Annotated in this window: 14 protein-coding genes; 13 read left to right on the top strand and 1 reads right to left on the bottom strand. The window is 72.9% G+C overall.

Going from position 1 to position 14156, the window contains the following annotated elements:
* Positions 1 to 141 precede the first annotated feature (141 nt).
* The 3 genes from LT972_RS11490 to LT972_RS11480 are packed head-to-tail and all read left to right on the top strand — an operon-like array spanning position 142 to position 2884.
* Positions 142 to 1251: a DHH family phosphoesterase gene (locus LT972_RS11490; protein ID WP_232570524.1), complete on the top strand. Its 1110-nt coding sequence runs from the start codon at positions 142 to 144 to the stop codon at positions 1249 to 1251.
* A 38-nt stretch (positions 1252 to 1289) separates the two neighbouring features.
* Positions 1290 to 2648, top strand: a complete 1359-nt coding sequence (locus tag LT972_RS11485; protein WP_232570523.1) for an alkaline phosphatase family protein — start codon at positions 1290 to 1292, stop codon at positions 2646 to 2648.
* Positions 2649 to 2701: 53 nt separating this feature from the next.
* Positions 2702 to 2884, top strand: a complete 183-nt coding sequence (locus tag LT972_RS11480; RefSeq protein WP_232570522.1) for a hypothetical protein — start codon at positions 2702 to 2704, stop codon at positions 2882 to 2884.
* Between the two features lie 165 nt (positions 2885 to 3049).
* Here the strand turns inward: LT972_RS11480 and LT972_RS11475 are convergent, their stop codons facing one another.
* A complete protein-coding gene (locus LT972_RS11475; RefSeq protein WP_232570521.1) occupies positions 3050 to 4123 on the bottom strand; it encodes a tubulin/FtsZ family protein in 1074 nt (357 codons plus the stop codon).
* A 77-nt stretch (positions 4124 to 4200) separates the two neighbouring features.
* On the opposite strand from LT972_RS11475, the gene LT972_RS11470 reads away from it, so the two are divergent.
* Genes LT972_RS11470 through LT972_RS11425 form a run of 10 tightly spaced genes read left to right on the top strand, consistent with a single transcriptional unit; the run spans position 4201 to position 14146 of the window.
* The gene (locus LT972_RS11470; protein ID WP_232570519.1) at positions 4201 to 4680 is read left to right on the top strand and encodes a DUF7310 family coiled-coil domain-containing protein; all 480 of its coding nucleotides are present in this window, start codon (positions 4201 to 4203) and stop codon (positions 4678 to 4680) included.
* Positions 4677 to 5126 (top strand): DUF7311 family protein, encoded by a 450-nt coding sequence (locus LT972_RS11465; RefSeq protein WP_232570517.1) that lies wholly within the window; start codon positions 4677 to 4679, stop codon positions 5124 to 5126. The genes LT972_RS11470 and LT972_RS11465 overlap by 4 nt, the downstream gene beginning before the upstream one ends.
* Entirely contained in the window at positions 5110 to 6906 is a 1797-nt protein-coding gene (locus LT972_RS11460) for a type II/IV secretion system ATPase subunit (RefSeq protein ID WP_232570515.1), read from the top strand. The genes LT972_RS11465 and LT972_RS11460 overlap by 17 nt, the downstream gene beginning before the upstream one ends.
* Positions 6903 to 8480 (top strand): type II secretion system protein, encoded by a 1578-nt coding sequence (locus tag LT972_RS11455; protein WP_232570513.1) that lies wholly within the window; start codon positions 6903 to 6905, stop codon positions 8478 to 8480. Before LT972_RS11460 ends, LT972_RS11455 begins: the two co-directional genes overlap by 4 nt.
* A 32-nt stretch (positions 8481 to 8512) precedes the next feature.
* Positions 8513 to 8983: a DUF7283 family protein gene (locus tag LT972_RS11450; RefSeq protein ID WP_232570511.1), complete on the top strand. Its 471-nt coding sequence runs from the start codon at positions 8513 to 8515 to the stop codon at positions 8981 to 8983.
* Positions 8961 to 9356 carry a DUF7285 family protein gene (locus tag LT972_RS11445; protein ID WP_232570509.1) on the top strand — a complete coding sequence of 132 codons (396 nt, stop codon included), beginning with the start codon at positions 8961 to 8963 and terminating at the stop codon, positions 9354 to 9356. The genes LT972_RS11450 and LT972_RS11445 overlap by 23 nt, the downstream gene beginning before the upstream one ends.
* On the top strand, positions 9353 to 9805 hold the full coding sequence (locus LT972_RS11440; protein WP_232570508.1) for a DUF7284 family protein: 453 nt from the start codon (positions 9353 to 9355) through the stop codon (positions 9803 to 9805). Before LT972_RS11445 ends, LT972_RS11440 begins: the two co-directional genes overlap by 4 nt.
* The gene (locus LT972_RS11435) at positions 9802 to 12762 is read left to right on the top strand and encodes a DUF7286 family protein (RefSeq protein WP_232570507.1); all 2961 of its coding nucleotides are present in this window, start codon (positions 9802 to 9804) and stop codon (positions 12760 to 12762) included. Before LT972_RS11440 ends, LT972_RS11435 begins: the two co-directional genes overlap by 4 nt.
* Before the next feature lie 38 nt (positions 12763 to 12800).
* Complete coding sequence (locus LT972_RS11430; protein WP_232570505.1) at positions 12801 to 13232, top strand: DUF5791 family protein; 432 nt, start codon at positions 12801 to 12803, stop codon at positions 13230 to 13232.
* Positions 13232 to 14146 (top strand): SDR family oxidoreductase, encoded by a 915-nt coding sequence (locus tag LT972_RS11425; RefSeq protein WP_232570503.1) that lies wholly within the window; start codon positions 13232 to 13234, stop codon positions 14144 to 14146. The genes LT972_RS11430 and LT972_RS11425 overlap by 1 nt, the downstream gene beginning before the upstream one ends.
* The last annotated feature ends 10 nt before the right edge of the window (positions 14147 to 14156 follow it).

Here is a 14156-nt window from a genome sequence, read left to right as displayed (position 1 = left end):
CTCCGACTTCGGCGTGCGTCACGTCACCGTCGTTCCGACGAACTTCGAACCGACCGAGGACGAAGACGACGCGCGACGCGACACAGCCGAGTAGCCCGGTCGGGGAAACCTACTTAACCGTTCGCGTGGACTTCCGGCTACATGCTCCCGGAGGTCGGCTCCGTCCCCACGCCCACGCTCGCGCTCGTCGCGGGCACCGTGGTCGCAGGGGGCGCGGGCGGCTACGCCATCAACGCCGTGTTGCGTCGCCGCCGGACAGCCGCCACTGACGAGGACTTCGCACAGTTACGCGACACCATCGCCGGCCTGGAGTCCGTCGCACTCGTCGTTCCCGAGAACCCCAGCGTCGACGCGCTCGCCGCCTCCATCGGTCTGCGCGAACTCTGCGAGGAGTGGGGCGTCTCCGCCCGCGTCTTCGCCGAAGGCACCGTCACCAGCGACGACGCCAAGGCGTTCTGTAACCTCTTCAATCTCAGTCTCGACGTGGCCGACGACCCCCTCGACGACTACGACGGCGCGGTCGCGGTCGGCGGCGGCGGCACCGTCCCGTCGTTCGCGAACCGGCCGCCCGTCGTCGCCGTCGTCCGCCACCGCCCCGCCGCCGTCGACCACCCGCTCGTCGTCGCGGGCAACGAGGCCGGCGCCACGTCGACAATCGTCGCGCGGTTCATCGAGCGCGCCGACCGCACCCCCGAACAGGACGTGGCGACCGCGCTCCTCTACGGCATCCGCGCCGGCACCCGCGAGTTCCGGCGCGTGCGCTCCCGCGAGGACTTCCAGGCCGCGAGTTTCCTCCAGGAGTTCGCCGACCAGGGGACCATCGACGCGCTCCGCGCGCCCGGCATGAGCGGCGAGACGTTCGACGTCATCGGCGACGCCATCGCCAACCGCGAGCGCCGCGCCAGTTTCGCCGTCACGAACGTCGGCGCCGTCCCCGCGGTGAGCGCCCTCGAGGAGGCCGCCGACACCCTCCTCCGCCTCGACGGCGTGTCGTCGGCGGCCGCGTTCGGCGTCCACGAGGACACCGTCGTCACCGCCTGTCGCGCCGACGACGTGCGGACGAGCGCGATGGACGTGCTGTCGTCGGCGTTCGACCGCACGGAGGCGCTCGGCGGGGACGCCGACGCCGCCACCGCGCGCGTGCCACTCGGCCTGTTCAGTCGCGTGAGCGCGGAACAACAACAGACCCTCGACGAACTCATCGACGCGAGCACGCGGAAGGCGCTGTTCTCGTCGTTCGAGCAGGCGTAAGACCAACGCTTTAGTAGCCCAGCGGCGACTTCCCCGGTATGGGTCTGTTCGACCGACTCCGTGGGAGTGACGCCGCCCGGGTCGCGTTCGTCGGCATCGACGGCGTCCCGTACAGTCTGATTCGGGACGAACCCGAGACGTTCCCGAACCTCCACGACGTCATCGACGAGGGCACCGGCGGCCCCATCGACAGCATCGTGCCGCCCGAATCCAGCGCGTGCTGGCCGTCGCTCACGACGGGCGTCAACCCCGGCGAAACGGGCGTATACGGCTTCCAGGACCGCGAGGTCGGGAGTTACGAGACGTACGTGCCGATGGGCCGGGACGTGCAGGCGACCCGCGTCTGGGACCGCGTCACCGACGCCGGGCGCGACGCCACCGTGTTGAACGTCCCGGTGACGTTCCCGCCCCAGCGCAACGTCCAGCGCATGGTCTCCGGGTTCCTCTCGCCGGGCGTCGACAAGGGCGCCCACCCCGAGGACGTATCCTCGTACCTCGACTCTATCGGCTACCGCATCGACGCGAACGCGAAACTCGGGCACAAAGCGGACAAGACCGAGTTCATCGACAACGCCCACGAGACCCTCGACGCGCGACAGGAGGCATTCTTGCACTACGTCGAGGAGGACGACTGGGACCTCTTCTTCGGCGTGTTCATGGCGACCGACCGCGTGAACCACTTCCTGTTCAAGGACTACGAGGAGGGCGGCGAGTACGAGCGCGAGTTCCTCGAGTTCTACGAGAAGGTCGACGAGTACATCGGCGAGCTCCGGGACGCGCTCGCGGACGACGTGACGCTCGTCGTCGCTTCGGACCACGGGTTTACGAGCGAGGACTACGAGGTCCACCTGAACCAGTGGCTCGAAGACGAGGGATGGCTGTCCTACGAGGACGACGACCACGACAGCCTCGAAGACATCCACGACGACACGAAGGCGTACTCGTTCATCCCGGGGCGCTTCTACGTCAACCTCGAGGACCGCGAGCCCCGCGGGAGCGTCCCCGAACACGAGTACGAGGACGTGCGCTCTGAACTCCGCGAGAAACTGCTCTCGCTGGAGGGGCCGGAGGGCCGACAGGTCGTCGACCGCGTGGTCGACGGCGACCGCGTGTTCGACGGCGCGCACGACGAAATCGCGCCCGACCTCGTCGCCATCCCGAACCACGGCTTCGACCTGAAAGCCGGCTTCTCGGGGAGCGAGGACGTGTTCACGCACGGCCCCCGGAACGGCATGCACTCCTTCGAGAACGCGACGCTCGTCACCGACGACCCGGACGTCGAAGTGCCGGGGAACACCGACCTCTACGACATCGCGCCGACGCTCCTCGACCAACTCGACGTGCAGTACGACGCCCGCGACTTCGACGGCGACAGCCTCGTGCAGGCCGACGACTGACGGCGCCGGCACCCAAAACCTAACTCCCTGCGCTCCGGTTTCTCGCCCGTTCGATGCCTCGGAATCTCGCTCGCACGCTCGCCCTCCAGCTAGGTGTCACCGGCTTCGGATTCGCCGTCGCCGCGCTGTTCCTCGCCGACGGCACCGCGAACGCCCCGGACGCGCTCTGGAAGACGGTGGCCGTTCTCTTCGTGCTCGGCCTCGTTCTCGCCGGCATCGGCGCGAACGACGAGTAGCGCGACGAGCAGTCGCCGAGCGGTCGAAACGAGCATTCGCCGAGCGAAGCGAGGCGATTCACTGCGCGAGCGAAGCGAGCGCAGGGAGTTTTTAGCGTAGCTTTTTGCGAGGAGTGGTCGCCGAAGGCGACCCGACGAAGTAAAAAGGTCCGTGGAAAAGGTACTTTAGAAGAGCCCGTCGAGTTCGTCGTTCTGGAAGTTCTCGGTCTGTTGTTCGGTTTCGACTTCTTCGCTGGCTTCCTTGGCGCGTTCCATGAACGCCTCGATGCGGTCGGAGCGCGCGACGCCGGAGAGGAGGACGAGGATGGCGACGTTGTCGGAGTCGAGGGGGAAGTCGCCGCCCCGGACTTGCATGCTGCGGGTTTCGTCTTCGACCCACGACCGGGCTTTCTCGACGCCCTTTCGGGGGATGCGGTCGCTGTCGCCGGCGACGACGACGAGTGCGGCGCCGGCTTCCGTGGTTTCGGGGACGCTCATGCCGGTGAGGAGGGCTTTCCGGGTGGTGGAGGTGATGACGTTGATGTTCTCGCCGGCGTCGGCGGCGGCGTCGGCGGACGCGAAGCCGAGCGCGGACATGTTCCCGGATTTGAGGGTGTTGATGACTTCGCTGGAGTCGACGACGCTCTCGCCGACGCCTTCGATGCCTTCGCCGGCGGCGAGCAGGAGGCTGATGCGGCGGGCGATGCGTTCGTTGATGGCGTCGTAGGCTTCGGTGACGCTCTCGCCGGTCTTGCGCCACGCGTCGTTGTCGACGAGGAGGGTGGAGTCGGCTTCGCGGACGAGGGTCTTGAGGGAGCGGCCGGCGTTGGCCTGGTAGATGCCGCCTTCGTCGCGGCCGGGGAGGATGCCGAGGGCGTAGACGGGAATCTCGTAGATGCGCTGGAGTTCGTTGACGATGACGGGGGCGCCGCCGGAGCCGGTGCCGCCGCCGAGCCCGGCGACGACGAAGATGGCTTCGGTCTTGGGGTCGACGACGCCGTCGAGTTCGCCCATGACCTCCCGCACGTCGCTTTTCATCACTTCCGCGCCGAGTTCGTTGTCCGCGCCGACGCCGTGGCCTTTCACACGCTCTTGGCCGACGAGCATCGAGTCGATGTCGAGGCCTTCGAGGTCGGTCTTGGCGGTGTTGACTGCGAACGCGCCGCGGATGGAGTCGTAGCCGGCGCGGCGGTCTTCTTCGAGCAGCGCTTGGGATACCTTCCCGCCGGCCTGCCCGACGCCGATGAGGGCGGCTTTCATATCAGGCGTGTCTCGGGCATCGTGCATCAACGTTGCGCCCCGTAGCGTTAAGTGCGAGAGCGCGGCCAGCGGGGGTCGTGACCGACGAGGATTTCGCAGCGCGACTGCGGGCGGTGGAGCGCGCGGTGACCGACAGCGACGCGGCGGTGGCCGACCTCTCCGAGGCGGCCGTCGTCCACGACCGCCTCGACGAAATCGAGGCGGACCTCGCGGACCTCGCGGAGCGCCTCGACGCGCTCGACGCGACGGTCCAGTCCCTGCACGGCTACGTCGGCGAGATAGACCACGTGAACGAGCGCGTGGAGCGCCGCGCTGACGCAGCGCGGGCGGCCGTCGAGCGACTCGAAGACGAGCGCCGACGCACACCGCGAGACGACACCGAGCGTGCGCACGACACGACCGGCCAACCCGCCCGACGAACCCCAGATACCGACCGAGAGCGCCCTGAAAGCGACGAACTGCCAGCCGACCTCGAAGCCGCGGTCGCCGACAGCGAGAGGCCCGCGGACGGAGACGACGACGCCTCCCTGTTCGACCGCGTCCGAGAGTCGCTGTGACTGTCCGTGTCGTCCTCGCGGTGCTGGCTGCGCTCGCACTCGTCGCGGCCGCACAGCCCGCAGTCGACCACGCGCGAGACACCCAGCAATCGGCGGAGATTCGCGCGAGCGCCGACCGCGTCGCGGACGCCGTGACCGACTTCCACCGGCGGAGCGACCCCGGCGACTCGCTCGCGACGGCGCCGCGGACGACACTCGACCTCGACCTGCCGACAGGTGCCGAACTCCGGGTTCGCGACGACCCGGCGCGACTCGTCGTCGTCCACGGTGGCACCGAACACCGCCGACTGCTCCCGGTTCCGGTCGCGGTCTGTGGCGACCGCCGGACGCTCCGGGGCCCCACGACGCTCGCGTACGTCGAGGCGAGCGACGGCCCGGTGGTCGTCGCGACGCGAGGGTTTATCGGCGGGGAGGCGACCACCGCGGCCCATGCGTGCGTTCTTTGACCGTTTCCGGTCCGACGACGCGGCCTGCGAGTGCGACGCGAGCCACGAGAACGGGACGCTGTGCGTGGACGCGAGTGACTGCCCTGGCGCCGGCGCGCTCGGCGACGAGTCGGCGTGTCGCGTCACCGTGGCGGCCGCCGCGAGACGCTTCGAACCCGAGCGCGTCGTCGTCGACGCCGCGGGGTTCGAGCGCGCGTACGGCGAGCGCGCCGCCGCGCTGTTCACCGCCGCCGGCCGGTTCGCCGCGCGCGTCGAGGACCGCGACGAGCGCCTCGCGGCCCGCGCGCGCTCCGACCCGCTCGCGGCCGCCGCCGAAGCCACCGGGCGCGCCGGACCGGTCGCAGACGTCGCCGCGGAGACCGGGTTCGGCGCCGTCGCCGCGACGTTCTCCGACTACGATGCGCTCCGCCCGCACCTCGGCCCGTCGCTCGCCGACGCGCGAATCGAACCGACGCCGCCGCCCGCGGGCCGCCTCCGCGACGCGCGAATCCTCTCGACGGGCGCCGAGGTCCGCGAGTACGACGTGCCCGACGGACTGCCGGTCTACCACGTCGTGCCGCCGGAGTACGAACTTGACTCGGCAGACTGGGGACTACTCGCGGACGCTCGTCGCAGACTCGCGGACGGGTCGATTCCAGACGGCGAGGACGCGCCCGGTCGCGCGGTGCGCGCCGTCGCGGACGAACACCGTGAACCGCTTGCCGACGCCCTGCACAAGCACACGCGGGGGTTCGGCGTCCTTGAAGACGTGTTCGCCGATCCTCGCGTGAGCGACGCGTTCGCGAGCGCGCCGGTCACCGACGGCCCGCTCCGCGTCACCGTCGACGGCGAGGCGGCGCGCACGAACGTCCGGTTCACCGACGAGGGCGCTGACCGACTCGCCTCCCGACTGCGGGCCGAGAGCGGGCGCCCGTTCTCCCGCGCGAACCCGACGCTCGACACCACCGTCGACGGCCTCGGGGAGACGGGGCGCGTCCGGGTCGCGGGCGTCACCGAACCCGTCAGCGACGGCACGGGGTTCGCGTTCCGCGCGCACGACGCCGACCCGTTCGCGCTCGCGGACCTCGTGGCGAACGGCACGCTCGCGCCGCACCTCGCGGGCTTCCTCGCGACCGCCGTCGAGCGCGGCGCCGCCATCCTGTTCGCGGGCGCTCGGGGCGCCGGGAAGACGACTCTGCTCGGCGCGTCGCTGTGGGCGCTCTCGCCGGCGACCCGCTTGGTCACCATCGAGGACACGCCCGAACTTCCGACGCGCGCGCTCCGGGGCGACGACCGCGACGTGCAGGCGCTGTACGCGAGCGCGGACGGCGCCGGCGCGGACGTGTCGATGGCGGACGCGCTCCGCACCGCGCTCCGACTCGGCGACGGCGCGGTGGCGGTCGGCGAGGTCCGGGGCGAGGAGGCGACCGTGCTCTACGAGGCGATGCGCGTCGGCGCGAGCGACGCCACCGTCCTCGGCACGATTCACGGCGAGGGCGCGGCGGGCGTCCGCGAGCGCGTCGTCTCCGACCTCGGCGTCGCCCCGTCGTCGTTCGCGGCGACCGACCTCGTGGTGACGCTCGCCGAGACCGAACGCGGGCGCCGCGTCACGCGCGTCGAGGAAGTCTTCGACGGCGACGACGCGCTCCTCTACGAGGACGAGGGCGCGGGCCCGGAGCCGACCGGCCGAATCGCTCGCGGGAACAGCCGCGTCGTCGCCGACCTCACCGCGCCCGGCGAGACGTACGCCGACGTGCGCGAGGACGTGACCGCCCGCGCCGAGGCGTTTGCCGGCCGATGACCGACACCGAGTACGCGCGAACCGCGCTCGGCGTCGCCGCGGCCGGTTCGCTGACTGCGGTCCTCGTCGCCGACCACTACCCCTACGTCGGCGCCGCAGTCGGCGTCCTCGGCGTCGCTGCGGGCGTCGGCATCGCCTACGGGCCGCGCGTTCGCGAGGTCGCCGAGCGGTCTCGCGCGCTCGGCGCCGCGCCCGACCTCGTCTGTCTGGTCGTGCTGTCGCTGCGCCTCGAACCCGCGCTGGAGCGCGCGAGCTCGTTCGCGGCCGAACAGGGCGACGGCCGTCTCGCCGACAGCCTCGCGGCGCACACTCGGGAAGCCCGTGGCCGTCCTGCCGCCGGGTTCGACGCGTTCGCCGCAACGTGGGCCGAACACCTCCCGTCGCTCCGGCGCGCCGCCGCGCTCGCGGACGCCGCCGTGGACGCCGCGGGCGGAGACCGCGAGCGCCTCCTCGACCGCACGCTCGCCGTCGTCGTCGAGGGCGCCCGCGAACGCACCAGTGAGTACGCGGACGCCGTCCGCGGCCCGACGACGGCAGTGTACGCGTTCGGCGTGGTGTTACCCCTCGCGCTCGTCGGCGTCGCGCCCGCCGCCGCGAGCGCGGGCGTCCCGCTGACCGTCGGCGCGTTCGCGCTCGGGTACGGCGTCGTCCTCCCGCTGGCCGTCCTCGCGGCGGCGTGCTGGGTGCTCGCGCGCCGCCCCGTCGCGTTTCCGCCGGCGCCGATTCCCGACGGGCACCCAGAACTCGCGGGCCGCCGCGTCAAGACCGCAGCAGCCGCGGGCCTCGGAATCGCCGCGGCCGTCGCCGCGTCGTGGTTCCTCCCAGCGTGGGCGCTCCCGGTGCTCGCCGTCGGCCTCCCGGTCGGTGGCGCACTCGCACAGTGGTTCCGGCCGGCCTGCGAGGTGCGCGAGGACGCTCGCTCCCTCGAAGCCGGTCTCGCGGACGCGCTCTCCGTGCTCGGCCACCGACTCCGGCAGGGGCAGGCCGTCGAAGCCGCCGTGACGGACGCGGGTGACACGCTCGACGGCGCGACCGGCGACGCGTTCGCCGACGCCGCGCGCCGAATGGGCCGCCTCCGAATCGGCGTCGAGGAGGCGTTCCTCGGCGACCACGGCCCGCTGGCTCGCGTCCCCAGCGAGCGCGCGAGGGCAGCCGTCGCGCTCGCCGTCCACGCCGCCGACGCCGGCCCGGAGGGCGGGCGCGTGCTCGTAGACGTCGCCGGACTGTTCGACGACCTCGCCGCCCTCGACCGGGACGTGCGCCGCGAGTTCGCCGACACGACGCGCACGCTCCGGCACACAGCGCTCGTGTACGCGCCGCTCGTCGCCGGCGTGACGGTCGCGCTCTCGGGACGCGTCGGCGGATTGGACGGCGCGACGGCGCTCGACCCGGGCGCGCTGGCCGTCGCCGTCGGCGGCTACGTCCTCTGGCTCGCGGTGCTTCTGCCCGCGCTCGCGGTCGGCCTCGAACGCGGCCTCGACCGCGCGCTCGTCGGCTACCACGCTGGCGTCGCGCTCGCCGCCGCGAGCGTCGTCTACCCCCTGACCGCGGTGCTCGCCGGGCGCGTCCTCTAACTTTAAATCGGAGGCCGGGACCACCGCGGGCCATGTTCGACGCGCCAGCCGACGTCCCGCCGCTGTTGGTCGCACTCTCACTCGCGAGCGCCGCGCTACTCGGCGTCTCGGTCGCCGCGAGCCCGACGCCAGCCCCGTCCGCTGGCGCGCTCGCCGACACCGTGGACGCGGTCGCCGCCGCCGACGAACCCGCCACCGAAACTCACGAGATTCGGGCCGACGCCGTCCGAATCTCCCGAAACCGAATCGCCGTTCGGGGCGACGGCGGCACCGCGCACGCGACGCTCGCCTACGGGCCGGTCGTTCCGGTTCGCGAGGACACCGCCCTCGCTCGCGTGCTCCGTGGCGAACCGCCCTCGGCGGTGTTCGGGAACCGGCTCGCGTTCGCGAACGCCGCCGTCGCGGCCTCGGCCCGCGACCCGGTGTGGCGCACCGGCGCCGACCGACTGACCGTCCGCCGCGTCACGTGGGGAGGTGTCGATGTCACGCTCGTCGGCGCGTAGAGCGCAAGTCGAGCCGGTGCCCGCGCTCGCCGCGGTGCTCGCCGTCTGTCTTGCGCTCGGCGCGTACGCCTCGGCTCGCGGCACCGCGCTCCCCGGCATCGGACACGGCGCGCCGACCGACGCCGTGCTCGCGGACGCGTCGGACGCCGTCACCGAGCCGGGTTCGGCAGTCGCCTCGCCCGCCGACCTGACCACCGAGGGCGTCGCGCCCGAGGGCTTCCGGGTCGCCGTCACGCTGACCGCCGGCGACCGCGAGTGGACGGCCGGACCGGAGCCGCCGGACAGCGCGGCGAGCGAGAGCGGGCGAGTGCCGGTTCGCGTCGCGCCGGGGCGCGTGCGTCCGGGCCACCTCACCGTGGCGGTGTGGCAGTGAGCCGAGCCGTTAGCACGGTCGTCGACGCGTCGATGGCCGTGCTCCTCGTGAGCGCCGCGGCGCTCGCGCTCGCCACGGTGCCCGGCGGCACCAGCCAGCCACCGGACCCGGACGCCGCCGCGCGAACTGTGCTCGCTAGCACCGCCACCACGACCTACGGCCCCGGAGACGGCTCCGTGGCGTCGGGTCGTGTCGCCACGCTCGCCGCGCACGCCGCCGTCGCCGCCGACCGCGGCACCGATTCCGGATTCGTGCGCGGCGTCGAGACGGCGACCGAGGACGTACTCGCGGAGACCGGCGGTCGAATCGAGGTGCTCGCCTCCGCCGGCGGGACGACGGTTCGTGCCGGTCCGCGACCGCCCGCAGACGCGTCTGTCGCCTCGGTGAGCCACGAGGTCGGGGTCCGGAACACGACTGCGACGGTCACCGTCAGGACGTGGTCGCCGTGAGACTCGCCGACGACGAGCGCGCTCGCGTTCCGTTCGCGCTCGCCGGCGTCGTCCTGCTCGTCGCGTCGGCGAGCGCGGCGGCCGTCTTCGCCGCCCGCGACCCGGCGCCCGACCGCACGCGCGCCGACCGCGCCGTCGAACGCGCCGAGACCGGTTCGGGCGTCGCGCTCGCGGGCGCGACCCGAAACGCGCTCGCGGCGGCCGCTCGGAGTCCGGTCGTTTCGCCCGGCGACACCGAGTACGGGCGGGCCATCGAACCCGACCGGGCGTTCCGTGACGCGCTCGCGCTCCGCGTGTACGCCGGTTTCGAGCAGTCGCTCCGCGCGCGAGACGCGACCGCGGGCGGTGTGACGGCGTCCCTGTCGCTTCCGCGCGTCCAGACCACCGCCGACGCCGAGGCCGCGATCGATTCGGTCGCCGTCGAGCGCGTGAACGACTCCGTCGTCCGGGCCACCGTCTCGGGCGTCCGGACGACCGTTCGGCGCGACGGGCGCGTGGTCTCCCGGGAGCGCCGGAACGTTACGACGACGGTCCACAGTACGGCCCTCGAACTCCACGACCGCGTCCAGCGGTTCCGGCGCCTGCTCGACCGGGACGCGCTCGACGGGCCGGGAGTCGACCGCCGCGTCACCGCGTACCTGCAACTGGTCGTGGCGCTCCGCGGCCCGCTCCAGTACGGCGGCGCGCCCATCTCGAACGTGCTCGCGAACCGCCACGTCGAGGTCGCCACGAACCTCGCGGTGCTCGACGCCCAGCGCGCCGCGTTCGGCGAGACGGACGCCGAAGGCCGCGACGCGTTCGCGGAGGCGCTGGCTCGCGTCGGCTTCACGGACGTTCTCGCCGCCGCGAAGGAGGGCGCGAGCCGGCGAGCGTCCGCCGTGCTCCAGTCCGCCGACGCGAGCAAAGCCCCCGTGAGCGTCGGCCTCCCGTCGGTCGTGCAGGCCGGCACCCCCGGAGGCGAGCAGTCGGTTCCGGTCGGCGTGAACGTCACCGCCGACCGCGCGTTCGTCGCGTTCGCGGACGGCGACGGCGAACGCACGCTCGACGGCACGCTCCGAGACGCGTACACAACGACCGCACGACGCGTCACCGAAGTCGAACGCGTCGACACCACCACCTCGCAGTCCGGCGCCGCGCCAGCGGACTGGCGGCTGGCGGACACGGCTTCGACGTCGTCGACGCGCGTCGTGGGCGAAACGAACCCGGCGAGCGTCTCCACGGGCGTCTCGCGCTCGCTCGCCGCGTACGGCCGCCGCGTCGTCGTCACGGAGCGCACGACCCGCGAGTACGCCAACGGCACCCGCGAGCGAACCGTCGTGGAGACGCGCCGCGAGACGTACCGCGTCTCGGTCGCGCTCGGCTACGAACTGACGCCGCCGCCCCGCGGGTGGGGCGACCGCTCTGAGGCGGTTCTCGACCGCCCTGTCGGGTCGGTGAGCGACGCCGTCCGCGAACGAATCGCCGACCGCACGACCCGCGTGCTCGTCGCCGACCACGGTGGCGTGGACGCGCTCGCCCGCCGAGCCGTCACCGACGGCGTCCCGAACCGCGAGCGCGTCGTGCGTCCCGCGGTTCCCGAACCGATTCGAGAGCGCGCTTATCGCGCCGTGGCCCGCGACCGTGACCGCGCGCGGAACGTCACCGAGAACGTCTCCACGACCGAATTGGCCGCGGGTCACTCGGCCGCCGAGTCGCTCCGGGAGCGCGTGTTCGCGCTCCACGCCGCCGCCGACCGCTATCCGACCGCGTCGGCGCGCGCCGTGGCGGCGGCCCGCGAAGCGTACCTCTCCCGGGTCACCGAACGCCTCGCCGACCGGCACTCGGACGGTACGCTCGCGGACGTCGGCGCGCAGTTAGGCGAGCGCGGCGTCGAGGACGCCGACGGCGAGCGCGCTGGCACTCTGTCCGGCGACCCGGTCAGAGCCGTGGACGGCGCGCCGGCGTACCTCCCGCTCGGCGAGGTCGGCCCCGACGTGGACGCCGCAGTCGAGGAGCGCTACCACCCGCTCGCCGCGCGCAACGTCAACTGGTTCACTATCCCGCACGGCGACGCCGCCGACGCCGTGCTCTCGGAGGCGATGGCCGAACCACCCGAGACGGTGCGGCTCGGTCGGGCGGCGCAGGCGCTCGCGGCCGCGGACGGAACGCTCGCCGAGACGGGGAACGCGACGCTCCGCGACCACCGCGACGACCTGCTCGCCGCCGTCGAGCGCGGCGTCGAGGACGCCGGGCGCGCGTACCGCGGCGTGCTCGCGGCGTCGCCCGTCTCGCTCTCGCCGGCCCAACGCGAGGCGGCGACGCGAGCGGCGTTCGCGCGCTGGGAGTCGGTCGCGGCGCGAGCGCGCGCCGTCACGAACGGCTCCGCGGCCCGCGCCGTCGCCGTCGAGGCCGCCCGAACCGCCGACGCCGACGCGGTCGCTCGGGACCGACTTCGGGCGCGCCTGCGAGCCGAGTCGCCGGACGTCGCCGACCGGGGGACGATTCGGGTGGAACCGGACCTCGTCCGGGACACCGCCTTGGCGTCCCGGCAGGTCGCGAGAACGGTCGCGAAGGAGTCCCTGAAACACGCCGGCGGCGTCGCCGCCGAACGCGCCGCCCGCCGACTCGGCGCGTCGAACTTCGGCGCCGTCCCCGCCGGCCTGCCGCTCGCACCCGTGCCGGGGTTCTGGTACGCGACGTTCAACGCTTGGTCGGTGTCAGTCGAGGGGTCGTGGGCGCGCTTCGCGGTGCGGGGCCGCGGCGGGTCGCCCGTCGGCCCTGGGGACGGGACGACGTACGTCCGCGAGGACGCGCCCGTCGCGTTCGACGTGAACGGCGACGGGCGGCCCGACGAAATCGGGCGGAACGAACGCCTCTCCTTCGAGGTGTCGGCGACCGTCGCGGTGGTCGTGCCGGCGGGGACGCGGGGCGTCGGCGACGTGGGCGGCGACCGCGACGAGCAGTCGCCCGGGTGGTAAGCGCAGTACCCTTCAAGCACGGGTGCGTAGCCCGGGTCGTGCTAGCCGAAGCAATCGAGGACCCGTCGGCCACGTCGGCCGACGAGGTGCTCGCGGAGTACGAGGCCGCGATGGCGGACGTAGTGAGCGACGTGGGCGTCGAGACGGCCGCCGAGCGATCGGGCGTCGACGAGGCGAAACTGGCGGCGCTGGTCGACGGCGACGCGCCCGCGTTCACCGTCGAGGAGGCGGCGGCGGTGTTCGCGCTGAGCGACGACTGGCCGGACGCCGAGGGCATCGTCCTCGAGGCCCGGGACAACCTGATGCTCCAGATGAGTTCCGCCGTGATGGACGTCGACGCGCTCGCGTCGGGACTGGACGGCGGCCTCGACCCGAAGGAGATACAGCAGAAGATAGAGGGGCGTCAGCCGATGACGCTCGCGGAGTACGCGCGCATCTACCACCACGTCGCGAGCGAGAACCCGTACTGATGCGGGTCGCCGTCCTCGGCTGTGGGTACGTCGGCCTCGAACTCGGCCGCCAGTTAGTCAACGCGGGCCACGACCCGGTGGGTGTCCGGCGCTCCGACGAGGGCCTCGAAGCGATTCGCGATGCAGGGTTCGACGCGGTTCGGGCGGACGTGACCGACGCGGACTCGCTCGCGAGCGTGCCGGACGCGGACGCCGTGGTGTTCATCGCGTCCTCGGGCGGGCGGGACGCGGAGGCGGCCCGCGAAGTGTACGTCGACGGCCTCCGGACGGCAGTCGAACACTTCGGCGCCCGAAACGACGCACCCGAGAAATTCGTCTACACGTCGAGCACCGGCGTGTACGGCGACCACGGCGGCGACTGGGTGGACGAGGCGACGCCACTCGACCCGACCACGGAGAAGACCGAGGTACTCGTCGAGGCCGAGCGCGTCTGCCGGGAGGAAGCGCCGGAGTTCGGGATGGACCCGACCGTCGTGCGGTTCGCGGGCCTCTACGGGCCGGAGCGCTACCGGCTCACGCGCTACGTCGACGGCCCCGTCACGGAGGGCTACCTGAACATGATTCACCGCGACGACGCGGCCGGCGCCGTGCGGTTCGCGCTCGACGGCGCGGGTGCAGACGCGGACGGGACGGACGCCGAGGTGTTGCTGGCGGTGGACGACGAACCGGTCTCGAAGTGGGCGTTCGCGGACTGGCTCGCCGACGAGTGCGGCGTCGAGCGCCCCGAGAAACAGACGGTCGCGGACCGCATCGAGGCGGGCGACCTGTCGACGCCCGCCGAGCGCCGCCTGAAGACGAGCAAGCGCTGCTCGAACGCTCGCCTGCGAGAACTCGGCTACGAGTTCGCGTACCCGACGTTCCGCGAGGGGTACCGGGAGGCCGTCGAGGCGTTCCGTCGCGGGGAGTACAAGTGACGCCGGCCCC

The organism is Halobacterium litoreum (assembly GCF_021233415.1).
GTDB lineage: Archaea > Halobacteriota > Halobacteria > Halobacteriales > Halobacteriaceae > Halobacterium > Halobacterium litoreum.
Note: the sequence above shows the minus strand (reverse complement) of the source record. Positions and strands in the feature narration are given on the sequence as shown.

Excerpts from the sequence above, each read along its gene's own strand:
- LT972_RS11490 (WP_232570524.1), top strand. The coding sequence starts at position 142 with ATGCTCCCGGAGGTCGGCTCCGTCCCCACGCCCACGCTCGCGCTCGTC.
- LT972_RS11485 (WP_232570523.1), top strand. The coding sequence starts at position 1,290 with ATGGGTCTGTTCGACCGACTCCGTGGGAGTGACGCCGCCCGGGTCGCG.
- LT972_RS11480 (WP_232570522.1), top strand. The coding sequence starts at position 2,702 with ATGCCTCGGAATCTCGCTCGCACGCTCGCCCTCCAGCTAGGTGTCACC.
- LT972_RS11475 (WP_232570521.1), bottom strand. The coding sequence starts at position 4,123 with ATGAAAGCCGCCCTCATCGGCGTCGGGCAGGCCGGCGGGAAGGTATCC.
- LT972_RS11460 (WP_232570515.1), top strand. The coding sequence starts at position 5,110 with ATGCGTGCGTTCTTTGACCGTTTCCGGTCCGACGACGCGGCCTGCGAG.
- LT972_RS11455 (WP_232570513.1), top strand. The coding sequence starts at position 6,903 with ATGACCGACACCGAGTACGCGCGAACCGCGCTCGGCGTCGCCGCGGCC.
- LT972_RS11450 (WP_232570511.1), top strand. The coding sequence starts at position 8,513 with ATGTTCGACGCGCCAGCCGACGTCCCGCCGCTGTTGGTCGCACTCTCA.
- LT972_RS11445 (WP_232570509.1), top strand. The coding sequence starts at position 8,961 with ATGTCACGCTCGTCGGCGCGTAGAGCGCAAGTCGAGCCGGTGCCCGCG.
- LT972_RS11425 (WP_232570503.1), top strand. The coding sequence starts at position 13,232 with ATGCGGGTCGCCGTCCTCGGCTGTGGGTACGTCGGCCTCGAACTCGGC.